This is a genomic window from Citrobacter sp. MGH106 (genome assembly GCF_001037495.1).
GTDB classification, from domain to species: Bacteria; Pseudomonadota; Gammaproteobacteria; order Enterobacterales; family Enterobacteriaceae; genus Citrobacter; species Citrobacter murliniae.
The window spans coordinates 272,017-298,710 of the sequence record NZ_KQ089823.1; the positions used below are offsets into that span (position 1 = coordinate 272,017).

The 26,694-nt window shown below is 51.4% G+C and carries 25 protein-coding genes; 10 read left to right on the forward strand and 15 right to left on the reverse strand.

From position 1 onward, the window contains the following. The first annotated feature begins 25 nt into the window (after window positions 1-25). Window positions 26-979, forward strand: a complete 954-nt coding sequence (locus tag SK36_RS20890) for a LysR family transcriptional regulator (RefSeq protein WP_045448746.1) — start codon at window positions 26-28, stop codon at window positions 977-979. 29 nt (window positions 980-1,008) lie between these two features. On the opposite strand, the gene SK36_RS20895 is transcribed toward SK36_RS20890, so the two are convergent. From SK36_RS20895 to SK36_RS20950, 12 genes are all read right to left on the reverse strand, one after another. Next, window positions 1,009-2,145 carry an HlyD family secretion protein gene (locus SK36_RS20895; RefSeq protein WP_045448747.1) on the reverse strand — a complete coding sequence of 379 codons (1,137 nt, stop codon included), beginning with the start codon at window positions 2,143-2,145 and terminating at the stop codon, window positions 1,009-1,011. A 5-nt stretch (window positions 2,146-2,150) separates the two neighbouring features. After that, window positions 2,151-2,474, reverse strand: a complete 324-nt coding sequence (locus tag SK36_RS20900) for a DUF3302 domain-containing protein (protein ID WP_045448749.1) — start codon at window positions 2,472-2,474, stop codon at window positions 2,151-2,153. A gap of 220 nt (window positions 2,475-2,694) precedes the next feature. Next, a complete protein-coding gene (gene aldB / locus SK36_RS20905) occupies window positions 2,695-4,233 on the reverse strand; it encodes an aldehyde dehydrogenase AldB (RefSeq protein WP_045448751.1) in 1,539 nt (512 codons plus the stop codon). 102 nt (window positions 4,234-4,335) lie between these two features. Then, window positions 4,336-6,183, reverse strand: a complete 1,848-nt coding sequence (gene selB, locus SK36_RS20910) for a selenocysteine-specific translation elongation factor (RefSeq protein WP_048223074.1) — start codon at window positions 6,181-6,183, stop codon at window positions 4,336-4,338. Then, window positions 6,180-7,571, reverse strand: a complete 1,392-nt coding sequence (selA, locus tag SK36_RS20915; RefSeq protein WP_048223077.1) for an L-seryl-tRNA(Sec) selenium transferase — start codon at window positions 7,569-7,571, stop codon at window positions 6,180-6,182. The genes selB and selA overlap by 4 nt, the downstream gene beginning before the upstream one ends. A gap of 201 nt (window positions 7,572-7,772) precedes the next feature. Then, the gene (locus tag SK36_RS20920) at window positions 7,773-8,381 is read right to left on the reverse strand and encodes a glutathione S-transferase (protein ID WP_045448754.1); all 609 of its coding nucleotides are present in this window, start codon (window positions 8,379-8,381) and stop codon (window positions 7,773-7,775) included. Between the two features lie 84 nt (window positions 8,382-8,465). Next, a complete protein-coding gene (locus SK36_RS20925) occupies window positions 8,466-8,753 on the reverse strand; it encodes a DUF202 domain-containing protein (RefSeq protein WP_053069251.1) in 288 nt (95 codons plus the stop codon). Then, window positions 8,744-9,124 (reverse strand): YidH family protein, encoded by a 381-nt coding sequence (locus tag SK36_RS20930; RefSeq protein ID WP_045448756.1) that lies wholly within the window; start codon window positions 9,122-9,124, stop codon window positions 8,744-8,746. The genes SK36_RS20925 and SK36_RS20930 overlap by 10 nt, the downstream gene beginning before the upstream one ends. Further along, the gene (locus SK36_RS20935; protein ID WP_045448758.1) at window positions 9,108-9,989 is read right to left on the reverse strand and encodes a MurR/RpiR family transcriptional regulator; all 882 of its coding nucleotides are present in this window, start codon (window positions 9,987-9,989) and stop codon (window positions 9,108-9,110) included. The genes SK36_RS20930 and SK36_RS20935 overlap by 17 nt, the downstream gene beginning before the upstream one ends. 45 nt (window positions 9,990-10,034) lie before the next feature. Beyond that, window positions 10,035-10,898 carry an aldose epimerase family protein gene (locus tag SK36_RS20940; protein ID WP_075261818.1) on the reverse strand — a complete coding sequence of 288 codons (864 nt, stop codon included), beginning with the start codon at window positions 10,896-10,898 and terminating at the stop codon, window positions 10,035-10,037. A 10-nt stretch (window positions 10,899-10,908) separates the two neighbouring features. Next, entirely contained in the window at window positions 10,909-12,636 is a 1,728-nt protein-coding gene (locus SK36_RS20945; protein WP_048223081.1) for a sulfatase, read from the reverse strand. A 13-nt stretch (window positions 12,637-12,649) separates the two neighbouring features. Then, a complete protein-coding gene (locus SK36_RS20950) occupies window positions 12,650-14,188 on the reverse strand; it encodes a PTS transporter subunit EIIC (protein ID WP_045448763.1) in 1,539 nt (512 codons plus the stop codon). A gap of 156 nt (window positions 14,189-14,344) precedes the next feature. On the opposite strand from SK36_RS20950, the gene SK36_RS20955 reads away from it, so the two are divergent. Then, complete coding sequence (locus tag SK36_RS20955; RefSeq protein WP_048223084.1) at window positions 14,345-15,562, forward strand: anaerobic sulfatase maturase; 1,218 nt, start codon at window positions 14,345-14,347, stop codon at window positions 15,560-15,562. A gap of 4 nt (window positions 15,563-15,566) precedes the next feature. On the opposite strand, the gene SK36_RS20960 is transcribed toward SK36_RS20955, so the two are convergent. Together SK36_RS20960 and SK36_RS20965 are read right to left on the reverse strand one after the other, a co-directional pair. Continuing rightward, the gene (locus tag SK36_RS20960; RefSeq protein WP_045448766.1) at window positions 15,567-16,703 is read right to left on the reverse strand and encodes an HlyD family secretion protein; all 1,137 of its coding nucleotides are present in this window, start codon (window positions 16,701-16,703) and stop codon (window positions 15,567-15,569) included. 2 nt (window positions 16,704-16,705) lie between these two features. Then, on the reverse strand, window positions 16,706-17,068 hold the full coding sequence (locus tag SK36_RS20965) for a DUF3302 domain-containing protein (RefSeq protein ID WP_045448768.1): 363 nt from the start codon (window positions 17,066-17,068) through the stop codon (window positions 16,706-16,708). Window positions 17,069-17,599: 531 nt separating this feature from the next. On the opposite strand from SK36_RS20965, the gene mtlA reads away from it, so the two are divergent. From mtlA to mtlR, 3 genes are all read left to right on the forward strand, one after another. Then, window positions 17,600-19,513, forward strand: coding sequence for a PTS mannitol transporter subunit IICBA (gene mtlA, locus SK36_RS20970; RefSeq protein ID WP_048223087.1), 1,914 nt, complete (start codon window positions 17,600-17,602; stop codon window positions 19,511-19,513). Window positions 19,514-19,656: 143 nt separating this feature from the next. Beyond that, the gene (gene mtlD / locus SK36_RS20975) at window positions 19,657-20,805 is read left to right on the forward strand and encodes a mannitol-1-phosphate 5-dehydrogenase (RefSeq protein ID WP_048223089.1); all 1,149 of its coding nucleotides are present in this window, start codon (window positions 19,657-19,659) and stop codon (window positions 20,803-20,805) included. Beyond that, window positions 20,802-21,392 carry a mannitol operon repressor MtlR gene (gene mtlR, locus SK36_RS20980; RefSeq protein WP_045448772.1) on the forward strand — a complete coding sequence of 197 codons (591 nt, stop codon included), beginning with the start codon at window positions 20,802-20,804 and terminating at the stop codon, window positions 21,390-21,392. The genes mtlD and mtlR overlap by 4 nt, the downstream gene beginning before the upstream one ends. An 11-nt stretch (window positions 21,393-21,403) precedes the next feature. Here the strand turns inward: mtlR and SK36_RS20985 are convergent, their stop codons facing one another. Further along, window positions 21,404-21,610: a hypothetical protein gene (locus tag SK36_RS20985; protein WP_045448774.1), complete on the reverse strand. Its 207-nt coding sequence runs from the start codon at window positions 21,608-21,610 to the stop codon at window positions 21,404-21,406. Between the two features lie 291 nt (window positions 21,611-21,901). Here SK36_RS20985 and SK36_RS20990 point away from each other — a divergent pair, with 291 nt between their 5' ends. From SK36_RS20990 to trmL, 5 genes are all read left to right on the forward strand, one after another. Beyond that, a complete protein-coding gene (locus tag SK36_RS20990) occupies window positions 21,902-22,264 on the forward strand; it encodes a YibL family ribosome-associated protein (RefSeq protein WP_048223092.1) in 363 nt (120 codons plus the stop codon). 259 nt (window positions 22,265-22,523) lie between these two features. Next, window positions 22,524-24,179 carry an L-lactate permease gene (lldP, locus tag SK36_RS20995; RefSeq protein WP_048223094.1) on the forward strand — a complete coding sequence of 552 codons (1,656 nt, stop codon included), beginning with the start codon at window positions 22,524-22,526 and terminating at the stop codon, window positions 24,177-24,179. After that, the gene (lldR, locus tag SK36_RS21000) at window positions 24,176-24,952 is read left to right on the forward strand and encodes a transcriptional regulator LldR (RefSeq protein WP_045448779.1); all 777 of its coding nucleotides are present in this window, start codon (window positions 24,176-24,178) and stop codon (window positions 24,950-24,952) included. The genes lldP and lldR overlap by 4 nt, the downstream gene beginning before the upstream one ends. Further along, window positions 24,949-26,136, forward strand: coding sequence for an FMN-dependent L-lactate dehydrogenase LldD (gene lldD / locus SK36_RS21005; protein ID WP_048223096.1), 1,188 nt, complete (start codon window positions 24,949-24,951; stop codon window positions 26,134-26,136). The genes lldR and lldD overlap by 4 nt, the downstream gene beginning before the upstream one ends. Before the next feature lie 39 nt (window positions 26,137-26,175). Further along, window positions 26,176-26,649, forward strand: a complete 474-nt coding sequence (trmL, locus tag SK36_RS21010; protein WP_045448782.1) for a tRNA (uridine(34)/cytosine(34)/5-carboxymethylaminomethyluridine(34)-2'-O)-methyltransferase TrmL — start codon at window positions 26,176-26,178, stop codon at window positions 26,647-26,649. The last annotated feature ends 45 nt before the right edge of the window (window positions 26,650-26,694 follow it).

Consider the following 26,694-nt stretch of genomic DNA (forward strand, 5'->3'; position numbering starts at 1 on the left):
ATTCATATATATATTGGGTTTGGCGATGAATAAATTACAACTCAAACACCGGGAGCTGAAGATTATCTCTGTCATTGCTGCCAGTGAAAATATCAGCCATGCAGCGACTGTTCTCGGCATTGCGCAAGCCAACGTCAGCAAGTATCTCGCTGAATTTGAATCAAAAGTTGGGTTGAAAGTATTTGATCGAACCACCCGACACCTGACCCTCACGCCTTTTGGCACAGCGCTACTCCCTTACATCAATGACATGTTGGACAGAAACGATCAGTTGAATAATTTCATTGCTGATTATAAGCATGAAAAACGTGGTCGGGTAACGGTATATGCACCTACGGGGATTATTGCTTACTTATCGCAGCATGTTATTGCCAAAATACAGAATATCGGTGGTATTACTCTTTCTCTAAAAACATATAATCTGGAACGTAAAGCATTTTATGAGGGCGCCGAATTCCCTGATGACTGTGATATTTTAATAAGTTATGCACATCCTAAAGATGAATCACTGGTTGCCAGTTTCATTACTAAATATGCCGTCACGGCTTTTGCCAGCGAGGAATATCTCAAAAAACATCCTATTACCAGTCCTGAAGAGCTGGAGCATCACTCCTGTATTCTAATTGATTCAATGATGATTGATGATGCTAATATTTGGCGATTCACCTCAGCCGAAGGTAAAGAGATACAAGATTATCGCGTGACGGGAAATTACGTCTGCGACAATACGCAGTCAGCGCTGGCGCTGGCCCGTAACCATCTGGGTATTGTTTTTGCGCCGAATAAAAGTGTGCAAAAAGAAACGCAGTCCGGGTTGCTGGTCCCTTGCTTCTCTGAGCAACATAAATGGTGGCTGGATCTCGTGGCTATTTTCCGTAAGCGCGAATATCAACCCTGGCGCGTACAGTTTATTCTTGATGAGATGTTAAATGAGATACGCCAACAGCTTACTCAGGCGCAACAGCAGCAACCTGAGTAGGCAAAAATGGCAAGCAGAACAGCCTACGCTTAGTGGTCGAGATACAGGTAATGCACCCAACTGGTCATTCGTAACAGCACCTTGCGCATCACTGACACGTGGGCAAAATGGTCAGAATAGACGGCTACCTGTGCATAAATACCATCAGGCAAAGCGTTTAAATCTTCATTTTCATTCAGATCTATCGTAGCAATAACGCCTTCAGAACCGGGGGTGGAGTTTAAGGATTGTAGCGTCCCATTTGACTGGTACGTACCACCCGGAACCGCAGGGCTAATCGCCGTCAACTTACCACTAAATACCTTACCCGGCAGCGCATTAAACACCACTTCAGCTTCATCGCCCGGTTCCAGTCTCAGCAGCGAGTTTTGACGGAACTGGGCAATAATTTGCCGTTTTTGGTCTGGAATAAAGACCATTACCGGACGCATAGGCAGAGCTGCGGCATAGGTACCCGGTCGAATCAGCACCTGCGTGATATAACCATCGCTGGGCGCCCGTACCACAGTTTGCTCAAGGTTAAATTCGGCTTCTGCCAACTGGGCTTTCAGGCTGGCAATTTGTGAATGTTCCCCCAATACCATGCTGTCTAACTGACTCTGTATTTGCTGTTGCTCTGCCACGGATGATTTCACTGACGCTTCCTGCGCCAGATAGTTCTGCCGCGCCGCATCAATGTCGCGTTCAGAAAAAGGATTCACCTTCGCCTGGCTACCCTGCGCATAGCGCTGGTAATCTTTCGCCAGCTTGTCGCGCGTGGCTTTTGCCTGTTGCGTGTTAGCCTTCATTTCATCTAACTGCGCGGCAAGAGCCTGCTCTTTATGCTGTGCCGTCACAATATCAGCTTTCAGGCGGTCAACCCTCGCCTGATAGCGACCAGGGTTAAGTTTAAACAGGACCTCGCCTTTTTTGATTAGCGTATTCTTCTTATCCGTCACTTCTGTTACTACACCCGTTACCTGAGGCACTACGGGAATAGAAACCACTGCTTTTTGCGCCTTAAATGTATACGGATGGTTATAATTCATCAGTAATATAAGTCCGCAAACAATAAATATGCCGCCCAATGCTGCTGTTGGTACGGTCCATTTATTTACAGGGATTTTAAATATTTTAAATATCGACCATGCGCACGCCACATAGGTCAGAACGATCAGTAAATCCATCAATATTACTCCGCCGGGGAGGTCTTAACCTCGGCCAGTTTCTTTTCCAGATCGGCTACCCGTGCCTGAAGCTGGTTAAGGGAAGGATCAGCACTCTGCATACCCCACCCTCGCTCCGGGCGATAAAGCGTTGCCCAGATCCATAAAAATGGCCAAATAACATGCAAAGTAAACAAACTTACCCAGCCCGCAACATGTATTGCATCGGCATGAGGATGGTTACGTTTTTTTGCAATCAGATAGGGAATATCATGCAGAATAATAACCCCATAAAAAATAACCAGGAATACAAAAATAAGCACTCCTAATGCAAAATAATCAAGAAACATATTTGCCTCAGGGATTTAAATTAATAAATTTGTCTGCTATTTGTTTTAAACAATAGAGTTAAGAATAATAGATGAACGACCAGAACGTATGCAATTCTCTTATTTATATAACGATATATGGGTTTCTATATACTCTAAATATTTCGGGTTGCAGGAAGACGAAAAGCATAACGATATGCCCGGTATCGCTTAGCGATACCGGGCAATGATTGAGGGGAATTTAAAACAGTCCCAACGGTTTATCAGAGTAGCTCACCAGCAGGCACTTGGTCTGCTGATAATGCTCCAGCATCATTTTGTGGGTCTCGCGTCCAATGCCCGATTGTTTATAGCCGCCGAACGCCGCATGTGCCGGGTAAGCATGATAGCAGTTGGTCCATACACGCCCCGCCTGGATACCACGCCCCATCTTATATGCCAGATTGCCGTTACGGCTCCAGACGCCAGCACCAAGTCCATACTGAGTATCGTTAGCGATTTCCAGCGCTTCCTCCATGGTTTTAAAGGTCGTGACAGCCAGCACCGGACCAAAGATCTCCTCCTGGAATACGCGCATATTGTTCTTACCGTACAGAATGGTCGGCTCGAGGTAATATCCCTCTTTTAACTCTCCATCCAGCTGCTTACGCCGCCCGCCGGTCAGCACATCAGCACCTTCTTTTTTACCAATATCGATATAGTTGAGGATGGTTTCCAGTTGACCATGCGAAACCTGCGCCCCCATCTGCGTTACGCTATCAAGCGGGTTACCGCTGCGGATACTCTCCACGCGGCGAATAGCACGCTCCATAAAACGTTCGTATATAGATTCCTGCACCAGCGCACGGCTCGGGCAGGTACACACTTCGCCCTGGTTAAAGGCAAACAGTGCAAAACCTTCCAGCGCTTTGTCAAAGAACGCATCTTCTTCATCCATCACGTCAGCAAAGAAGATATTGGGCGATTTGCCGCCCAGCTCCAGCGTAACAGGAATGATGTTTTGCGTTGCGTACTGCATGATCTGCTGACCCACTTCCGTTGAGCCGGTAAACGCCACTTTCGCAATGCGTTTTGACGTTGCCAGATACTCGCCAATTTCTCCACCAGCACCGTTGACCACGTTCACCACGCCTGGCGGCAGCAGATCTCCGATCACTTCCATTAGCAGCAGTACGGACAGCGGTGTCAGGCGGGCAGGTTTCAGCACCACGCAGTTGCCTGCCGCCAGGGCAGGCGCCATTTTCCAGCTCGCCATCAACAGCGGAAAGTTCCACGGGATAATCTGCCCAACCACGCCCAGGGGTTCATGGAAGTGATACGCCACCGTATCGCTGTCGACTTCACTGATCCCCCCTTCCTGCGCACGAATACAGGAGGCGAAATAGCGGAAATGGTCAATTGCCAGTGGTACGTCAGCAGCACTGGTTTCGCGAATGGGTTTACCGTTGTCCCAGGTTTCTGCGGTCGCCAGCAGCTCGAGATTTTGCTCCATTCGATCGGCTATTTTGAACAGAATCGCCGCACGATCCTGCACGGAGGTATGCGCCCATTTATCTTTTACTTTGTGCGCGGCATCCAGTGCCAGATCGATATCCTTCTTGCCGGAAGAGGCCACTTCGCACAGTAATTGCCCGGTTACCGGTGTCAGGTTCTGGTAATACTCACCGTCCGCAGGTGCGACCCAGTCGCCGCCGATAAAGTTATCGTATCGAGCTTTTAACTTCAGAGGGTAACCATACTCGCCGGGATAAATACGCGTTGAAGGGGGGTTATTAGTCATGACCATCTCCTTGCTGTAGGGGTACTACAAAGGTAGATGGGGCTGGCGAATTATTCGCCAGCCTTTTACTGCTTTACGACAGCGGTCACGGATTAAATGACATCAACTCTTTTCGGGGAATAGCAACGCATCCCGCAGTAAATGATCATTGCCCCGACGACGGGTAAAACCGATGCGGTCAAAATATTCCAGAATCTGGATAGCCAGTTTACGTCCCACGTTAAGCCGATCGCGGAAATCGGCGGCACACGTCGATCCTCTTTCCTGATCGAGTTCGCGGATCATATTAGCGAAGGCGACAATCCGATCGTTACGGTAATAGCGATCTTTAACGATCGCAGTAATGATGCCTTGCTGGGCTGCCTGTCGTAACGCCAAACGCATAGATTGCTCATCCGTGCCCGTCTCTTTCGCCAGATCCCGCACCCACCATGGTTCATCACCAAAAAGAGGTTCGACTTTTTGCCAGATAGCCTGCTGTTCATCGCTGAAACCAGCTTTATGATCCGGCAAATGCAGCCAACCATGATGGCTATGGATAGCACCGCTATCGCGCATTTTTTCAATCAGCAACAGCACCAGCGCTTCGTCTTCCATCGGCAAGGCCATACGCCGCAGACGCTCACGCCCCGGTCCTGGCTCATCGCGATGCTGCTCATGGTACGTTGCCAGTGTATCGAGGATTTTGCGCTGCCAGCGTGCTGCAACAGGCGCATTCAGCAGACTGTAGCCGGCCTGAATAAAGCCATGCTGCTCAATCAACGGACGCATACCGTTGCCATTGAGTTGCCGCGCCCACGCGAAATCAGGAATATTCACCGCCCCGCGCGTCAGATGTATTGCCAGCGCGTCGCCGTCATCCTGCGCATTTTCCAATGCTGACAGCCACTGCAGGTATTCCGGCTTACGCTTGCCCCGACGCGGCGGGTTGAGCGTTACCACGCGGGCGCCAGCTAACGTGGTACGCGCAGAAATGTCACGCAGCACCAGTCTGTCGTTATCAGCCAGCCACAGCGGAGTATCAAAAACCAGTTCTGCCAGCGTTCCTTCGAGCAGAGAAATCCGCCCGGTAACGTGGCTGGCCGCGTGATGAATGTGTAACGGTTGCCACTGCATTAGCGGGGCCGAATGTTCTAAGGAAACAATGACACGGGTAAAAGCCTCCGGCGGCGCATCAGAAAGCAGCCAGTCACCACGGTTGAGCTGTTCTTTTTCAGCATCTCCGACAATATTCAGCGCAATACGCTGACCAGCGTGGGCATGCTCACAGGCCTGGTTCTGCGCATGCAGGCTACGCACGCGCATCGGTTTGTTAACGCCCGTCAGCCACAGCGAATCGCCCACATTGACTTCACCACTGAGCGCGGTACCTGTTACCACCAGGCCTGCACCTTTTACCGTAAAGGCACGGTCAATCGCCAGGCGGAAGCTGTGATTGCTGGCATGCTCGCGCGTAGGTAATTGCAGCAAATGGTCACGTAAGATATCGATCCCACGCCCTTCACTGGCGGCGGTCACAAAAAGTGCTGCATCCGAAAAACCATAGTTAGCCAGCGTTGTTTGGACCTCTGCACGCACCTCGTTAATACGCGCCTCATCCACGCGATCGGCTTTCGTCAGTGCCACAGTAAGCTGCGGATTACCCGTCAGTTGCAGGATCTGCAAATGCTCACGTGTTTGCGCCATCACGCCGTCATCGCAGGCAACCACCAGCAGAGCGTGGTCGATACCGCCGACCCCCGCCAGCATGTTGGACAGAAACTTTTCATGTCCGGGAACATCGATAAATCCAAGTACGCGTCCGTCAGGCTGCGGCCAGTAGGCATAGCCGAGATCGATGGTCATACCGCGCTTTTTTTCTTCTGGCAGGCGGTCGGCATTCACGCCGGTAATCGCCTGTAATAACGTCGTTTTTCCGTGGTCAACGTGTCCGGCGGTTGCAATAATCATTTCAGCATCATCTCCATAAACCGGGTCTCGTCTTCAAGACAGCGCAGATCCAGCCATAAGCGGCCATCATAAATCCGCCCAATGACCGGCACCGGTAGCTCGCGCCAGTGGGCGGCCAGCGCCTCAAGACGGCTACCGCGCCCGTCATGCGGGGTAAACGTTAATGCCGCACTGGGCAGCCGATCAACAGGTAGCGAGCCGCTGCCAATCTGCGACAAGCAAGGCATCACGTTCAGTGCGAACGTGTCGCCGTAATGTTCTTCCAGCCGCGCCTGTAATCGTTGTGCCTGAGCGCGGATGGCCTCTTCAGTACGGGTGAGCAAACGTAACGTCGGTAATTTCTCTGCCAGCACCTCCGGGTGCAGATAGAGCCGCAGCGTCGCTTCCAGTGCCGCCAGGGTCATTTTATCGGCCCGTAACGCGCGTTTCAGCGGATGGTGCTGTAATCGGGCAATCATCTCTTTCTTACCGACGATAATCCCCGCCTGTGGCCCGCCCAACAGCTTGTCGCCTGAGAAGCTGACCAGGCTTACGCCTGCGGCGATCAACTGCTGTGGCATTGGTTCCTTCGGCAAACCATACTGGCTGAGATCGACCAGCGAACCGCTGCCCAGATCCGCCACCACCGGAATATCCAGCTCCTGACCCATCACCGCCAGTTCCATCTCATCTACCGCTTTGGTAAAGCCTTCGATGCTGTAATTACTGGTATGCACTTTCATCAGCAGAGCTGTGTTTTCATTCACTGCCTGGCGATAATCACTGTCGTGGGTACGGTTGGTCGTGCCAACTTCACGCAACACACACCCAGCCTGGGACATGACATCCGGAATACGAAACGCACCGCCAATTTCCACCAGCTCACCGCGTGAAACCACCACCTCTTTGCCACTGGCGGTTGCGGCCAGCATTAACAGCACCGCTGCCGCGTTGTTATTTACGATACAAGCGTCTTCCGCCCCGGTAATGCGACATAGCAAATCCGCCAGGGCACGATCACGATGTCCGCGCCCTGCACCGTCCAGATCGTATTCCAGTGTGACCGGCGTACGCATAGCCTGCACAACAGCATCAATCGCTTCTTCCGCCTGCGATGCACGCCCAAGGTTGGTGTGCAGCACTGTCCCCGTCAAGTTGATAACCGGACGCAGCGCGCTTTGCGATTCCCGTTCCAGCCGGGTGCAGGCCTCTTGCGCCCAGTCGTTGCACCATGCCGGAAGCGCTTGTGCATCGCGAATCGTTTCCCTGGCTTCGTCGAGCATATGGCGAAGCAGGTCAACCACCCGGGTGTGACCATGGGACTCACGCAAGGCTGAAAAGGCGCTATCGCGCAATAAACGATCGATAGCAGGAAGCTGGCTGTAAAGTGAACGCATGTCGGTTGTCATGAAAGGGCCTGGCTGTTGGTGGCCCTCTCCACCGTGGAGAGGGCTATCGATATAGGGAGGATTGTACCGTGACTTTACTCATGCGGACATACATACACAAAATCAATCAAGATGCGTCGAGGTGCCAAGAGAATGAATCCCCAGGGGCGAACGAACGTTGCCAACAAAGAGGCAGCTTGATGGATGAGATGTATATGCCTATCAAGCTTTCGGCGGCTCTGTGCGGGCAAAGCTTTCTCGCTGAAAGAGTGTTTCCACCAGTTTGACCAACCGCGGCCGGTCCACACACCAACCGGGGGCAATCCGACGAAAATTGAGATAGCCCACCGCGCAGGCAATGGCGATGGTTGCAAGGTTAACCGAGTCTGTTTTAAGCGTACCGTCTGCCAGATAACCTTCCAGCACATCCAGGCTGCGGGTAATTTTCTCGCGCTGGCGCAACAGTTCGGTTTCCGATTGCTGCGCACCAGGGCGGGCCTGTTCGCGAACAGAGACTAACCCAGCATCCATAACACCGTCAGCCAGTGCTTCAAGCTGACGAATCTTAAGTGCCGCCAGCGGTTCGCGCGGCAACATGGCGGGCGCAATATCCAGCAGCTCAATGTATTGCGCAATAATCGGGGAGTCGAACCAGAACTCTCCCTCATCGGTGACCAGCGCGGGTACTTTTCCTAACGGATTATATCGTGCTACGCCGTTTTCAGCGTTATAGGGGAGTTCGTTAACAAATTCGAAAGTGATGCCCTTTTCCAGCAACAGAATAGAAATTTTTCGCACAAAAGGGCTGGTGTAGCTGCCAATGAGTTTCATACCGTGTCCTTTTTGCCAACAAAAAAATAGACTGCGCCTCTGGTTGCCCATAAGCGAACAATTTGGGATACAGCCTAGTATGGCTCAGATGATTTCAAAAAGACGGCAAAGGAAGAGAAATCCCAATAACAGGCTACTTAATACGATTGAAAATGAGACATATAGCTTATTTTTACCGCGCTGATGTAACAGGATGATCGATGCGCAACTCATCAACAAAAAAGTCGCAATCGCATAAGGCCATTCACCAAAATGAAGCCATCCCCGCAGCGTTAATACGGCGGGTACCATCATTGAAAACGCGGTACGTCTCCAGGAAAGTGCCGTGCGTTCAGGCTGAAGTCCATGATCGCGGTTGGCGCTTACCCCCACAGCATTATTCCCAGTAATACCGCCACAACAACAAGAAACAGAGACAACGCAAAGATAAAGCGGGTATAGCACAACTGGCTGTCCAGGCGCATAGCGTATTCATTATGCCGCCAGCGCCGCCACGCCAGACCACCAAGCAGGGCTCCGCCCATGACAAGAAATAATGCAAGGGAGTGGCGTAAACCAGGAGAGGAGAGCTGCGGAGAAAATTGATCAACGCCCACCGCACCCGCCATTAATGCCAGAGCGGTGCGGATCCAGGCAAGAAAAGTACGTTCATTGGCAAGTGTAAAACGATAATCGGGTTTTTTACCCGCCAGCCACCATTTACCAACAGGTTTTGGAGCAAAATCATTATCCTGAGGACTCACGTTTAATCCTTTCTTTTATCAACAACTCTTTAATCGACAATCCGGTCACTCCGCTATCCCGCAGGTTGTGACGCGTAATTTCGGTACATAAAAACTCGATAATAAACAACTGCGAAATACGCGTAGAAATTGAATCCCCTTGCATCGGCCCTGCTTCACCACTTGTCAGCCAGAATGTATTCGCCAGCTCGTTCAGCGGTGAGTGATGACTATGTGTTATCGCCAGGGTGTAAGCGCCCCTTTTTTGAGCCAGACGAAACGCATTGACTACTTCTGGCGTCTCTCCTGAATGGGAAAATGCGACCACCAGGTCGTCAGCCTTCAGATTGGCCAGCTTAAGGGTCATCGTGAAGCGATCGGTAAACGCTTCAGAGTCAATTCCCAGACGATTCATCTTGTCGCGCGCCTCCAGCGCTGCCAGTCCAGATGCGCCAAATCCAACGAACATCACGCGCCGGGCCGCTAAAAAGCGCTCAACAACGGGCTTCACCACTTTCATATCCAGCAGGTCAATCGTCTCCCGACTTGAGGTCTCAATCATCAAGGCGATTTTTTGTGCTACTTCGTTGCGCGAATCATCCAGAAAAATATCCGGTGAAGATGGCAATGACAGATCGCTTTCCGTCAGTAGTTCCCGCTTGAGATCAGCCTTCAGGTTCAGCAACCCGTCATAGCCCACTTTCTTACAAAAACGCACGATAGTCGCTTCACTGACGCCAATTTCCAGCGCCAGTTTCTTTACTGGTAGCTGCACGACCAGGCCCGGGTTTTGCAAAATATAACCGGCAATTTTTCCATCAGTATCCCCAAGGCTACCGAGGATATTCGCAAGATAAACGCGCACGTTTTTTTTATTCACACTCATTACGGGCTCTCCTGACCGCGAGATAAGTCAGGTAGTTTATCCCGCTTACCGTCCGCTGTCTGCCGGGAACCTGACCGAGAGCCAATGGCTATGCTGCTCTCCTGCATTCAGCCATTGAATGCCTCTCTTATGCGCTATTTGTCCGTCAAAACAGGGATCGTCCGTGGTGCCAGATAAGGGTTCCACGCACAATAAATTCGCGCCAGGTATGCCCCACAGGGCCAGCCATTGCTGGTTTCCAGCAAAGACTATCTGTTCAACGCCATCCGGCGAGCAAACCGCCCAATGGTTATCATCACTCTGCGAAAAATAGACGGCACCATGGTTAAAGCTCTCCGGCAGAAGCGGAAATGCCGCGATACCGGGGGCATTATCGCTGATCTGCAATGTCCTCTTCTGCGTAGCAAACGGCCCCGTGCACACTGAATTGAATCGCACCGTCCAACCTGGTTCACTCGCTACAGGCAGTGCAAATCCTGGATGCCAGCCAGAGGAATAGCCCCACGTTTCATCACTTGTATTGAATACCGACCATGTCACACGTATACCGTCGGATTCTAGATACCATCCAATACGAACCTGCCAGGAAAATGGCCACACCTCGCGTGTGCTGGCCGTATCATGAGCTTCAATCACCAGGTGAGTTGCATCCTGCTCCACGCAGTCAAATATCTGATAACGCAGAAAACCGTGTGCGGAGAGCGGAAAAAAGCGCTCTCCCTGCCATAGCCCGTTATGGATAAGCTGGCCTACAACGGGAAAAAGCTGCGTCGCCGAGTTATTCCACACGTCTGGTTGCGGTTGCCATATCCAGTTGCGTTGGCCTTTGTTATCCCACAGCAAGCTAAGCTCCGCGCCGGTTGCCTGCACGGTCATACGAAAGCGGGCATTTTCTAAATTCCATTCCACTTTCCCGTTCCTATGCCGTACGCAGTAATAAGCGCGTCTGGTAGACCATGGCGCGATGTTTATCACCGGTAAATAACTTATCGATTAATGCGAAAATATCAGCTTCATCAACACTGCACCCCGCGGTCAGTTCCAATGCGTCTTCGCTGCTGTTGCGGATCAAAAACGCCAATGCCTCTGCAACGCCAGGATGCGCACAGGCATACCCTGCGATCTGTTCATGTTGTCGTTGGATAAATTGCGCATCGCGCTCAGGCGTGAGTGGATCGAGTTCGAAGCGCGTATACAATTCTGGCGGCGCATCATGCTGTTGCATCATGGGGATCAACGCGGCGGCATAGCGTTGAGATAAGGTTCCATCATTAAGTGGCTGAAACTGTCCCGGATCGTTTTTAACATCGAACAGCTTATCGCCAAAGCGCCATGGATTAAGATAACCAAAGGTGGCGGGGATCTGCATCACCTGTACACCCTGGGTAAAATCGAAGCCCGGATGAATACGAATATCCTTTAGCTCATCAATTTTAAAAGGGCTATCAATACGCGTAGGCATCAACGTATATTCATACAGATTCGTTTTATTCTGCTCGCGCGGGCAGCGCATATAAACGTATTCACCATCGGTGATATTGATATGGCCACCAAAATAACCAAACAGCGCATAATCACGGATCGACTCATCACGTTCAATGGCCGGACGCAGAGGTTTTCCTGTCATGGTTACCGGGCGAGGAATATCAAAATATTCCAGTAACGTCGCCGGAATATCTATTGTCTGCGCCAGTGCGCTACGTCTGACACCCTGCGTTTTACTGCGCGGATCGCGGATAAAGAACGGCGTATTAGCGATTTCGTTATACACCGGCATGATATTTTTACCCCACCACTGGTGCTCCCCCAGCAGGAACCCATGGTCGGTACAGACGATAAATAGAGTGTCATCCCACAGATCCAGCGCCTTAAGTTTATCCATCACCTGACCAAGATAATCATCACACATGGTGATTAGCGCCTGATAAAACTTACGGACTTTCTGATCTTCTGACCCGCCAGGCGCTCCACAGTAATAGGGTACCCAGCCGTCGAATTCACCGGGTTTACAGCCATACTGCGCCAGGTACTTTTCAGGAACGAAGAACGGTTCGTGCGGATCAAAACACTCGATTTGTAAAAACCAGTTATCCTGGTGTTGGTTAGTTTCGAGAAACTCTATACCCGCGCTAATCGTGCGGTGGGTAAAATGTTCCTGCTGGGTAGGCATAGCAGCACGATTGATTAAATCCTGGGTCATACGTCCGGCACGACGACGAAGCGTCTCCTCATCCTCGTTGCCCTGCCAGTGGATTAGTGGCTTTTCAACCTGTCCTTTCCAGCAATCCCCCTCTTGCCCGCGAATAAACTCAAACGTGGAATAACGCGTATGATACGTCGCGCCACCGTCGCGCCAGTAGTGCTTATGGTCAGTAACCATATGTGTATGCACACCATTCTGACGCAACGATTGCATCGCCGAGAAATCAAAAGGTTCCAGCGGTCCCCAGCTACGATGCAGAAAATTATAGCGCCCGGTATGCAGCTCACGTCGTGCGGGCATGCAAGGCATGCTCCCTACGTAAAAGTTATCGAACTGGGCAGACTCCTGCGCCAGACGCGTAAAATTCGGCGTTATCGCATCACCGCCATAGGGCGCAAGGTGATTACGGGTTAGGGTGTCGAACATCAACATAACTGCTTTCATAAGACCGCTCTCTTTATGAACCGATAAATTCTTCAATTTCGTTTTTAATCAGCGTGACATGAGGTCCATAAACAACCTGTACGCCCTGACCGCGAATGAATGCGCCTTTACTGCCAAGCTGTTTGAAGTCATCCAGCCTCACCTTCTCCGGCTCATTTACAGTGATACGCAAACGAGTTGCACAGCAGTCCACATCGACAATATTGCTGCGACCGCCTAACGCCTCAACGATCCCGGCAGCACGTGCATCCGTTGCCACGTTCACGACCGGCGTTTCTTCGCTTTCATCTTCACGACCCGGCGTTTTCAATTGCCGCCATTGAATGATGAAACGGAAGGTAAAGTAATAGACGCTGAACATCACAACACCCAGCGGCAGCATGTAAACCCAATTGGTTTTGGCGTTCCCCTGCAACACCCCAAAAAGCAGGAAGTCCACCAGCCCACCGGAGAATGTCTGACCGACCGTAATCTCCAGGATATGCGTCAGCATGAATGCAACACCGGTTAAGACGATATGCACGGCGTAAAGCAGCGGTGCGCAGAACATAAATGCGAACTCGAGTGGTTCGGTAATCCCGGTCACGAATGCGGTCAATGCGGCAGAAAGCATCAAGCTGGCGACTTTCTTTTTGTTTTCCGGTTTTGCGCAGTGATAGATCGCCAACGCAGCACCCGGCAGACCAAACATGAAATCGGCAAAGCGTCCGGCCATAAAGCGTGAAACACCAATGTAGTACTGCGTTACCGAAGGATCGGCCAGTTGAGCGAAAAAGATATTCTGTGTGCCTTCGACGACATGGCCATTAACAACGGCTTCACCACCGACGCTTGTTAACCAAAATGGCATGTAGAAAAGATGATGTAACCCCAGAGGGATCAGGCATTTGAGGATCATGCCGTAAATTAACGTACCAAGATAACCGGTCTTTTCAACAAGAATGCCAAGGTGAGAAATCCCTGCCTGCACGTGCGGCCAGACCCAGAACAGCGCAACGCCAAGAAAGATGGCAAAGAACGACGTCATTATGGGGACAAAGCGCGAACCGCTAAAAAATGCCAGCATATTAGGTAGCTGAGTTTTTCCATACCGGCTATGTGTCCAGGAGGTTAGCAACCCACACATCACCCCACCAAGCACACCGGTTTGCAGCGTCGTGATCCCCAGAACACTCGCCTGCCCGGCAGCGGCGAGATTTTCTGTCGCCAATGTTCCCGTCAGCAACAACAGCGCATTGATTGCTTTATTCATCACCAGAAAGCAAAGGACTGCTGCCAGACCCGCAGTGCCTTTGTCACTGCGCGCCAGTCCCACGGCAATACCGACGGAAAATAGCAGTGATAAGTTATCAAACACGACACTACCGCAAAGTCGCATAACGGTAAAAATAGCCTGCACAATCTCATTGTTGAGGAAAGGGTAGGTCGAAATGGTCACTGGGTTGGTAAATACGCCGCCAAATCCCAGTAACAACCCCGCAGCGGGAAGAATGGCAATTGGCAACATAAACGACTTACCCAGATTCTGTGCTCCAGAAAATAATCTGCTCATACGAATCCCTGATACTGGCGAATGAAGTTTTAATTTCACGATTAACATGCTTTAATGAAATTATTGTTCCGATCATTCGTTCACTTTGTCAACATAAGACGTTGGAATAGTGACCTTGATCACCAAAAACTTTCTAACGCCTTGAGGGAGAGCGCCATGAAACGTCCATTTCATTTAATGGCAAAACCTGTTAGTTATCAGTGCAATATTGCTTGTGACTACTGTTTTTATCTGGGGAAGGAACACGGGACATTGAAACCTGCTCACCAGCAGCGCCATATGGATGAGAAGACGCTGGAGCAGTACATCAAACAGTACATCAATGCTCATCCGGGTAACGAAATTGAGTTTACCTGGCAAGGAGGGGAGCCCACTCTGGCAGGGCTACCCTTTTATCAGCGTGTCGTTGAGCTTCAGCAGAAACACGCCTGCGGCAAGACCATCCGCAACAGTATCCAGACAAACGGTGTACTCATTAATGAAGTATGGGCTAACTTTATGGCCCAAAACCGTTTTCTTGTTGGGTTGTCTATCGATGGACCCGCGTACTTACATGACCGCTACCGCAAAACACGCAGCCAGGACTCAGTATTTGAGAAGGTGATTAACGCTATGCGTGTGCTGACTCAATATGGCGTGGAAGTGAATGTACTGTGCGTAGTCAACAACGTCACAGCTGAATATCCTGTTGAAATCTATAATTTTTTGAGCCGCGATTTAGGGGCGACTTTTATTCAATTCATTCCGGCAGTAGAACAGTTACCCCTTGCACAACGCTACGGTGAACTACTGTATCCACAATCAATGGCTCAGCGTGCTGTCACTTCGTGGTCCGTTTCAGGTGAGCAATGGGGACGATTTATTATCCAGGTTTTCGATACCTGGGTACGAAGAGATGTCGGACGCGTCTTTATCCAGTTATTTGACAGCGCACTAGCCGCCTGGCTGGGTGAAAAACCTTCATTGTGCGTGATGCAATCGACCTGCGGATTCGGTCTGGTCGTGGAGCAAAATGGTGATGTCTACAGTTGCGATCACTACGTTTACCCTGAACACCGACTGGGCAATCTGCGACGCGATAATTTAGAAAAAATGGTGAACAGTAAGCAACAGCACAAATTTGGAATGGCAAAAGCACAAGTTGCTGCCCAATGTGAACGCTGTGAATGGCGTTTTGCCTGCCATGGGGGTTGCCCAAAACATCGGATTCATCCTTCAGGTAAACGCTGGCATAACCATTTGTGTGAGGGCTATCAAGCCATGTTCAGCCATATGGACCCGTATATGCAGTTTATGGCGGCGCAAATACGACGCCAGCAACCACCTGCAGCGGTAATGGATATAGCTGCAACTCTCAGCAACAAGACAACGTAATCACTCAATGATCCAAATAGAGGTAATGCATCCAGCTGGTCATGCGTAGCAAAACTTTACGCATCACGGAGACATGCGCGAAGTGGTCGGAATAGACCGCCACCTGGGCATAAATACCATCCGGTAAAGCGTCTACTTCAGCATTTGGCTCCAGCTCAATTGTCGCCAGTACGCCATCGGTGCCCGGCACAACCGTTAAAGACTGTAACGCGCCTTGTGCCTGATAAGAGCCACCAGGAACAACCGGCAAAATGCTGGTTAGCTTGCCAGAGAATACCTGGCCAGGCAGAGCATTAAACACCACCTCCGCCTCATCGCCCGGTTCAAGACGTAGCAGTGAGTTTTGGCGGAATTGCGCCACTATTTGCCGTTTTTGTTCGGGAATAAACACCATTACCGGTCGCAGCGGCAGCGCGGCAGCATAGGTGCCAGGTCGGATAAGCACCTGCGTCACGTAACCATTACTGGGCGCACGAATAACGGTCTGATCCAGATTGTATTTCGCTTCTGTCAGTTGAGCCCGCAGGCTAACAATCTGCGACTGCTCACCGTTGACCATACTGTCTAACTGACTTTGAATTTGTGCCTGTTCAGCGACAGAGCCTTTGACTAAGGCATCCTGAGCCAGAAAGTTTTGCCGGGCGTTGTCGATATCGCTTTCAGAGAACGGATTCACTCGCGCCTGGCTACCTTTCAGATAACGTTGGTAATCTTTGTACAGACGGTCACGTTCTGCAGAAACCTGGGTGGTATTGGCCTGCGCTTCGGCTAATTGCGCTTTCAAAGTCTCAATATTATGCGTTGCCGTCACCAGGTCAGCCTGTAATCTGTCGACGCGTGCCTGATAACGGACAGGATCGAGCTTAAAGAGCACCTCGCCTTTTTTAATCAACTGGTTATTTTTGTCTGTTACCTCGCTAACAATCCCAGTGACCTGCGGCGTAATGGGAATTGAGATAACGGCTTTCTGCGCGGTAAATGTGTACGGGTGGTTATAGTTCATTAATAAGATAAGTCCCGCGACAATAAACACCCCACCCAATGCTGCGGTAGCTAATGTCCACTGATTGACCGGAATTCGAAATATCTTAAATATCGCCCACGCGAACGCGACGTAGGTCAAAACAATCAACAGATCCATGATCAAATCTCCGGAAAGGTGGAGTCATCGGTTTTATTCGCCTCTGCCAGCTTTTTTTCCAGCAGAGTGATGCGCGCTGACAATGCGGCAATCTCAGGATCTGGCTCCTTTCCGGCCGGCGTGATGTGTGACTGCATTCCCCAACCCCGTTCAGGCTGGTAGAGCGTGGCCCATATCCACAGGAATGGCCAGATGACATGCAGCGTAAACAGACTCACCCACCCTGCGGTATGAATAGCGTCGGCATGTGGATGATTGCGCTTTTTCGCCATGTTATAGGGGATATCATGGATAGCGATGATTCCGTAGAACAGAACCAGAAAAACGAAGATCAGCACGCCCAATGCAAAATAGTTTAGAAACATAGCTGCCTCGGATTCACGCTAATTAGAATTTTGTATGTGCTGGCAGCCGTACGCACCCTGGCTGATATTTTGAACATAACTGCAGATAGGCATTTCCGCCATATCACAAATAAAATATTTTTTCTGGTGAGAAATTGCTCTATTTTGCGGAAAAACAGGCCAGAGAAGAATCAGCTATAGATCACATTTGGATTTATTCAAATGAAAATATCTTGCGATCCAGATCACAAAAACTCAACAAACAGAGAAATGAAAAACGTGAACTAATTCACATTTAACCGCCTTTTTTAGCGAATTCTTGCGCATCGATGTTTTTATGTACTGGTATTTTGTGATCATAGTCACATTAACTAATACCACACACCCTATATTTACGTGACGCGAATCACATAAAAGCCCGTCGACTGGACAGTTGAACGATTCAGTGCCAGATTTCGCAGTATCTACAGGGTCCGGCTACCTCCTGCCGCTACATTAACAAACCTCGGGCTTTCAGCCTGCGCGATAGCAAACATAAGAAGGGGTGTTTTTATGTCATCCGATTTTAAGATCAAAGTGCAAAGCTTTGGTCGATTCCTCAGCAACATGGTGATGCCAAATATCGGCGCGTTTATCGCGTGGGGTATTATCACCGCATTATTCATTCCGACAGGGTGGTTGCCGAACGAAACGCTGGCGAAGCTCGTCGGTCCAATGATCACCTATCTCCTGCCGCTGCTGATTGGTTACACCGGCGGTAAACTGGTTGGCGGCGATCGTGGCGGCGTGGTCGGTGCTATCACCACTATGGGTGTTATCGTCGGTGCGGATATGCCGATGTTCCTCGGTGCAATGATCGCGGGCCCGTTGGGCGGCTGGGCAATCAAACACTTCGACGGCTGGGTAGACGGTAAGATCAAGTCCGGTTTTGAGATGCTGGTGAATAACTTCTCCGCTGGCATCATCGGTATGATCCTCGCCATTCTGGCATTCCTCGGCATTGGCCCATTGGTTGAAGCACTGTCCAAAATTCTGGCGGCAGGCGTTAACTTCATGGTTGTCCATGACATGCTGCCACTGGCGTCTATTTTTGTTGAACCGGCGAAAATCCTGTTCCTGAACAACGCCATCAACCACGGTATTTTCTCACCGCTGGGTATTCAGCAGTCCCATGAGATGGGCAAATCCATCTTCTTCCTGATTGAAGCAAACCCGGGTCCGGGTATGGGCGTCCTGCTGGCGTACATGTTCTTTGGTCGTGGCAGCGCTAAACAGTCTGCTGGCGGTGCGGCTATCATCCACTTCCTGGGCGGTATCCACGAAATTTACTTCCCGTATGTACTGATGAACCCGCGTCTGATTCTGGCTGTTATCCTCGGCGGTATGACTGGCGTCTTTACCCTGACTATCCTGGGTGGCGGTCTGGTTTCTCCGGCATCTCCTGGTTCTATCCTGGCCGTGCTGGCAATGACGCCGAAGGGCGCATACTTTGCCAACATCGCTGCAATCTGTGCGGCAATGGCGGTCTCCTTTGTGGTCTCAGCTATTCTGCTGAAAACCAGCAAAGTGAAAGAAGATGACGACATTGATGCAGCAACTCGCCGCATGCAGGACATGAAAGCGGAATCTAAAGGCGCATCTCCGCTGTCTGCTGGCGATGTCACCAACGACCTGAGCCACGTGCGTAAAATCATCGTAGCCTGTGATGCCGGTATGGGGTCCAGCGCGATGGGTGCCGGCGTACTGCGTAAGAAAGTACAGGATGCGGGTCTGTCGCAGATTTCCGTCACCAACAGTGCAATTAACAACCTGCCGCCGGATGTGGATCTGGTCATTACCCACCGTGACCTGACCGAACGCGCTATGCGCCAGGTTCCGCAGGCACAGCACATTTCACTGACCAACTTCCTCGACAGCGGTCTGTACAGCAGCCTGACCGAGCGTCTGGTGGCGGCACAGCGCCACAACGTCAACGAAGAGAAAGTACGTGGTCATCTGAAAGACAGCTTTGATGAGGGCGATAACAACCTGTTCAAACTGGGTGCGGAGAATATCTTCCTTGGCCGTAAAGCCACCAACAAAGAAGAAGCTATTCGCTTTGCCGGTGAGCAACTGGTAAAAGGCGGCTACGTTGAACCTGAGTATGTTGAAGCGATGCTGGACCGCGAAAAACTGACCCCAACCTACCTGGGTGAGTCCATCGCTGTACCGCACGGTACGGTTGAAGCCAAAGACCGCGTGCTGAAAACCGGGGTGGTGTTCTGCCAGTATCCGGAAGGCGTCCGCTTCGGTGAAGAAGAAGACGACATTGCCCGTCTGGTGATTGGTATCGCCGCACGTAACAACGAGCATATTCAGGTCATTACCAGCCTGACCAACGCGCTGGATGATGAATCCGTGATCGAACGTCTGGCGCATACCACCAGCGTGGATGAAGTTCTGGCACTGCTGGCTGGTCGTAAGTAAGTCCCATGGCCCGATGGCGCTAGCGCTTATCGGGCCTGCGTCCCACTCTCTCCGATGGCGGGAGAAGGTTGGGGTGAGGGGGAACGTATCGCTGTCCCTCACCCCAGCCCTCTTGGGTAAAAACATTAATGAAGGTTAATACTATGAAAGCATTACATTTTGGCGCAGGTAATATCGGTCGTGGCTTTATCGGTAAACTGCTGGCTGACGCGGGGATACAACTGACGTTTGCGGATGTAAATCAGGTGGTCCTCGATGCCCTGAATGCCCGTCATAGCTATCAGGTTCATGTCGTCGGTGAAAACGAGCAGGTCGATACTGTTTCCGGCGTCAACGCCGTTAGCAGCATCGGCGATGATGTCGTGGAACTGATTGCCCACGTTGATTTAGTGACTACCGCCGTGGGTCCGGTGGTACTTGAGCGTATCGCTCCGGCCATCGCCAAAGGCCTGGTCAAACGTAAAGCCCAGGGTATTACCACCCCGCTGAATATCATTGCCTGTGAAAACATGGTGCGCGGAACCACGCAGTTGAAAGGTCATGTGATGAATGCGCTGGCAGATGCCGATAAAGCCTGGGTTGAAGAGCACGTCGGCTTTGTCGATTCCGCCGTAGACCGTATTGTTCCGCCTTCCGCTTCCGCAACCAACGATCCGCTGGAAGTCACCGTGGAAACCTTCAGTGAGTGGATTGTCGACAAAACGCAGTTCAAAGGCGAACTGCCTAATATCCCGGGAATGGAATTAACTGATAACCTGATGGCATTTGTCGAACGTAAACTCTTCACGCTGAACACCGGGCATGCTATAACCGCGTACCTCGGAAAATTGACCGGCCATCAGACCATTCGTGACGCGATTCTCGACGAGAAAATCCGCGCAGTGGTAAAAGGTGCGATGGAAGAGAGCGGCGCGGTGCTGATCAAACGCTATGGCTTTGATGCAGCAAAACATGCGGCATACATTCAGAAAATCCTCGGTCGTTTTGAAAACCCGTATCTGAAAGATGACGTTGAACGTGTTGGCCGTCAGCCACTGCGTAAACTGAGCGCTGGCGATCGTCTGATTAAGCCGCTGCTGGGCACAATGGAGTACGCTCTGCCGCACGTTAATCTGGTCAAGGGTATTGCTGCGGCGATGCACTATCGCAGTGAAGAGGACCCACAGGCGCAGGAACTGGCGGCATTAATTGACGAAAAAGGGCCACAGGCCGCACTGGCGCAAGTGTCCGGGCTGGATGCCAACAGTGATGTGGTGGCGGAGGCGGTTAACGCATACATCGCGACCAAATGATAGAGAATCTGGCGCAGCTCAGCCTGCGCCCGAATAACAGATTGTCAGATATGCAGGCAATAATGGAACAAACGCAGGCCTTTGAAAATCGTGTGCTTGAGCGTCTGAATGCTGGCAAAACCGTACGCAGCTTCCTCATCACCGCCGTAGAATTACTCACCGAGGCGGTGAATATTCTGGTGCTCCAGGTATTTCGCAAAGACGACTATGCGGTGAAATACGCAGTAGAACCGTTACTCGACGGCGACGGTCCGCTGGGCGATCTTTCCGTCAGGTTGAAGCTTATCTACGGCCTGGGCGTACTCAGCCGCCCGGAGTATGAGGATGCAGAACTGCTCATGGCTCTACGTGAAGAGTTGAATCACGACGGCAATGAATATGCATTCACCGATGACGAAATCCTCGGACCGTTTGGTGAACTTCACTGCGTAACAGCACTTCCTCCACCGCCACAGTTTGATACCTCAGACTCGGGTTTGTACGCAATGCAAATCCAGCGCTACCAGCAGATGGTACGCTCAACCATGGTACTTTCCCTGACCGAGCTGATTTCTAAAATCAGCTTAAAAAAAGCTTTTCAGAAATAAGCGATGTCGATTTACTTTTCATCCTGCTGTGGCCGGTACAGCTGGCGATAGTACTCCAGACGCTGCAAATACAGCTGCACATTTTCCTGCGGGACTTCAGAAGGAACAACATTGCGCGGCGGTGTTTTATTCAGATACTCGCGAAAAGCCTGGCTTGACGCCATAAAATCGATGGTCTTATCAATAAGAATTGAAACGTTCTCGCCTAGTTTCGCCATAATGACCAATCCTCCATGTATTATCCGCATCCAGCCTGTGTGGCCGTTGATTTAAGTTTAGGATCAGAGAAAAGATTGTATTGAGGAAAACGTGCTTCGCGATAAACCCGCCAACAAAAGCGCCATCATTGATCTTATTACTTAAAATCCATTACCAATCAAACAACTAGTATTATTGTTAGCGATAAAATACTTGCGGCATTTGATTATTTATCTTCGATTAGTTGAGAATAATCCCGCTCTGCGCGCATACTATAGGATATTCATCCTATTTTTATCAGAAGCTATCCTATGAAAGAAGTCGAAAAAAACGAAATTAAACGCCTGAGCGATCGCCTGGATGCCATCCGCCACCAGCAGGCTGATCTCTCGCTGGTTGAAGCCGCCGACAAATACGCCGAGCTGGAAAAAGAGAAAGAAACGCTGGAAGCCGAGATCGCACGTCTGCGTGAAGTGCACGGTCAGAAGCTGAGCAAAGAAGCGCAAAAGCTGACGAAACTCCCGTTTCGCCGTGCTATCACCAAAAAAGAACAGGCAGACATGGGCAAGCTGAAGAAAAGCGTGCGCGGTCTGATCGTCGTACACCCGATGACAGAACTGGGCCGTGAAATGGGCCTGAAAGAGATGACAGGCTTTTCAAAGACCGAGTTTTGATAACAAACCGGGCAACATCCGCTTGCCCGGCCTTCCTTTCCTGCAAATTGGCCCTACCAATTCCAGCCAGTTCCGAAAACCACCTCACATTTCATTAAAATTAGCCTACAATACCGTTGTCAATAAATAACATTTGATTAACCATTCATTGTCATTATCCCTACACAACAATATTGGCAGGGCCACTTTTACACATAATGTGACCAGCAGATGAGCACAGACTCATCCCATTATGTCGGAGGCCCTCAGGAGACCTGCAATGAATCTCTGGCAACAGAACTACGACCCAGCCGGTAACATCTGGCTCTCAAGCTTGATCGCATCACTCCCGATCCTTTTCTTTTTCTTCGCGCTGATTAAGCTCAAGCTGAAAGGTTATGTCGCTGCATCGTGGACGGTGGTGATTTCCCTGTCGGTTGCCCTGCTGTTCTACAAAATGCCAGTCGATCACGCCCTGGCTTCGGTGGTGTACGGCTTCTTTTATGGCCTGTGGCCGATAGCCTGGATAATCATCGCGGCGGTATTTGTCTATAAAATCTCGGTCAAGACCGGGCAGTTCGACATCATCCGCTCCTCAATACTGTCGATTACACCTGACCAGCGCCTGCAAATGCTGATTGTCGGTTTCTCATTTGGTGCATTCCTCGAAGGAGCCGCAGGATTTGGCGCTCCGGTCGCAATAACCGCCGCGCTACTGGTAGGTCTGGGCTTTAACCCTTTGTATGCAGCAGGTTTATGCCTGATTGTGAACACGGCACCAGTCGCTTTTGGTGCGATGGGCATTCCGATTCTGGTCGCGGGTCAGGTTACCGGACTGGACAGTTTTGAGATCGGCCAGATGGTAGGCCGTCAGCTGCCATTCCTGACAATTATCGTGCTCTTCTGGATTATGGCGATTATGGATGGATGGCGCGGGGTGAAAGAAACCTGGCCTGCGGTCATGGTCGCGGGCGGTTCCTTTGCCATCGCTCAGTACCTCAGCTCTAACTTCATCGGGCCGGAACTGCCGGATATCATCTCCTCTCTGGTATCGCTGGTCTGTCTGACGCTGTTCCTGAAACGCTGGCAACCTGTGCGCATCTTCCGCTTTGGCGATATGGGTGCTTCACAGGTCGATCAGACGCTGGCCCGCACCAACTATACTGCCGGACAAGTTGTCCGCGCCTGGTCGCCGTTCTTGTTCCTGACGGCAACAGTAACCCTCTGGAGCGTACCGCCGTTTAAAGCGTTATTTGCACCAGGTGGCGCGATGTACCACTGGGTAGTCAATATTCCGGTTCCGTTCCTCGACAAGCTGGTTGCCCGCATGCCGCCCGTGGTGCATGAAGCAACGGCCTATGCGGCGGTGTACAAGTTTGACTGGTTCTCGGCAACCGGCACCGCCATTCTGTTTGCCGCCTTGTTGTCTATCGTCTGGCTGAAAATGAAGCCGTCCGCCGCTCTGCAAACCTTCGGCAGTACGCTGAAAGATCTGGCGCTGCCAATCTACTCCATCGGTATGGTGCTGGCATTTGCGTTTATCTCTAACTACTCCGGGCTTTCTTCAACGCTGGCATTAGCGCTGGCGCACACAGGCAGCGCTTTCACCTTCTTCTCACCGTTCCTTGGCTGGCTGGGAGTATTCCTGACAGGTTCGGATACATCGTCAAACGCGCTGTTCGCGGCCCTGCAGGCAACAGCAGCCCAGCAAATTGGTGTCTCAGATGTTCTGATGGTGGCAGCAAATACCACCGGCGGCGTAACCGGAAAAATGATTTCTCCACAATCTATCGCCATTGCCTGTGCAGCTGTGGGACTGGTGGGGAAAGAGTCTGACCTGTTCCGCTTTACCGTGAAACACAGCCTGATTTTCACCTGTATGGTGGGTGTTATTACCACCCTTCAGGCTTATGTCTTAACCTGGATGATTCCATGATTGTGATGCCCAGACGCTTGTCAGACGAGGTTGCTTCTCGTGTGCGGGCGCTGATTGAAGAGCAAAGACTGGAAGCGGGCATGAAATTGCCCGCCGAGCGCCAACTGGCCGTACAGCTGGGTGTGTCGCGCAACTCACTGCGCGAAGCACTGGCAAAACTGGTGAGCGAAGGCGTACTGCTCAGCCGTCGTGGCGGCGGGACGTTTGTCCGCTGGCAGCATGAAGCCTGGTCTGAGCAAAATATTGTTCAGCCCCTGAAAAGTCTGATGGCGGACGATCCCGATTACAGTTTCGATATTCTGGAAGCCCGTCACGCCATCGAGGCCAGCACCGCCTGGCACGCCGCAATGCGTGCCACGGTCGCTGATAAAGAGAAAATCCGGCTCTGTTTTGAAGCAACGCAAAGTGAAGATCCGGATCTCGCTTCACAGGCAGACGTTCGCTTTCATCTCGCCATTGCTGAAGCCTCGCACAACGTGGTGCTGTTACAAACCATGCGCGGTTTCTTCGACGTCCTACAGTCTTCGGTGAAACAGAGTCGTCAGCGTATGTACCTCGTCCCCCCCGTATTTTCAAAACTTACGGAACAACATCTGGCGGTACTGGATGCCATTGTCGCCGGGGATGCCGACGGGGCACGCAAAGCGATGATGGCGCACCTCAGTTTTGTCCACACCACGATTAAACGATTTGATGAAGATCAGGCCCGCCAGGCGCGTATCACACGCCTGCCCGGTGACCATAATGAGATTAGCAGGGAGAACAACACATGATTATTTCAGCAGCCAGCGATTATCGCGCCGCAGCCCAACGCATTCTGCCCCCTTTCTTGTTCCACTACATTGACGGTGGTGCGTATGCGGAGCATACCCTGCGTCGTAACGTGGCAGATTTATCAGAGGTGGCACTCCGCCAGCGCGTGCTGAAGAACATGGCAGACCTCAGTCTGGAAACTACCCTGTTCAACGAAAAACTGTCGATGCCGGTCGCTTTAGCGCCGGTTGGTTTGTGTGGCATGTATGCACGCCGGGGTGAAGTTCAGGCCGCCGCCGCCGCTGATGCCAAGGGTATTCCGTTTACCCTTTCGACGGTTTCCGTTTGCCCAATTGAAGAAGTCGCCCCGACCATTAAGCGTCCAATGTGGTTCCAGCTGTACGTCCTGCGCGACCGCGGTTTTATGCGTAACGCCCTGGAGCGCGCCAAAGCAGCAGGCTGCTCCACGTTGGTCTTTACCGTTGATATGCCTACGCCCGGCGCACGTTATCGTGATGCCCATTCTGGTATGAGCGGCCCGAATGCAGCAATGCGCCGCTACTGGCAGGCAGTAACTCATCCACAGTGGGCGTGGGATGTCGGCCTGAACGGCCGTCCGCACGATTTAGGCAATATCTCAGCCTATTTAGGTAAACCAACTGGCCTTGAAGATTATATCGGCTGGCTGGCGAATAACTTCGACCCTTCCATTTCCTGGAAAGACCTGGAGTGGATCCGTGAATTCTGGGATGGCCCGATGGTGATCAAAGGGATCCTCGATGCGGAGGACGCCCGCGACGCCGTGCGCTTTGGCGCGGATGGCATCGTCGTCTCTAACCACGGCGGCCGCCAGCTTGATGGCGTGCTGTCTTCTGCACGCGCGCTGCCCGCCATTGCCGACGCAGTAAAAGGCGATATCGCGATTCTGGCAGATAGCGGCATTCGTAACGGTCTGGACGTCGTGCGTATGATCGCACTGGGGGCCGACAGCGTTCTACTGGGTCGCGCGTATCTGTACGCTCTGGCAACCCATGGCCAGGCGGGTGTGGCGAATCTGCTGAATCTGATTGAGAAAGAGATGAAGGTGGCGATGACGTTGACCGGCGCGAAGTCGATCGGTGAAATCAGCAAGGACTCACTGGTGCAAGAACTTAGTAAACTACCGATGGCGCTGGCACCGCTTCCCCATGGGGACGCGGCGTAGTGAAAATGCTATGCTGCCCCCCGCAATTAAGGGGGCAGCATGCTTAACATCGTTTTATTCGAACCAGAAATTCCGCCGAATACCGGCAATATCATCCGCCTGTGCGCTAACACCGGGTTTCGTCTGCATATCATTGAGCCGATGGGTTTTACGTGGGACGATAAACGCCTGCGCCGCGCAGGGCTGGATTATCATGAGTTTACGGCGGTGGTTCGCCATCACGATTACGCCGCGTTTATCGAAGCCGAAAAACCGCAGCGCATGTTCGCCCTCACCACCAAAGGCACCCCAGCACATAGTGCTGTGAGCTATCAGGATGGTGATTATCTGATGTTTGGCCCGGAAACACGCGGCCTGCCAGCGACAATTCTGGACGCCCTGCCAGCCGAACAAAAAATCCGTATTCCAATGATGCCGGACAGTCGCAGTATGAACCTGTCAAATGCGGTATCGGTGGTGGTGTATGAGGCCTGGCGCCAGTTGGGCTATCCTGGAGCAATATTGCGAAGTTGATTTTGAAGGATGGCGACTGGCGCCTTATCCTACACGAATTTGCCA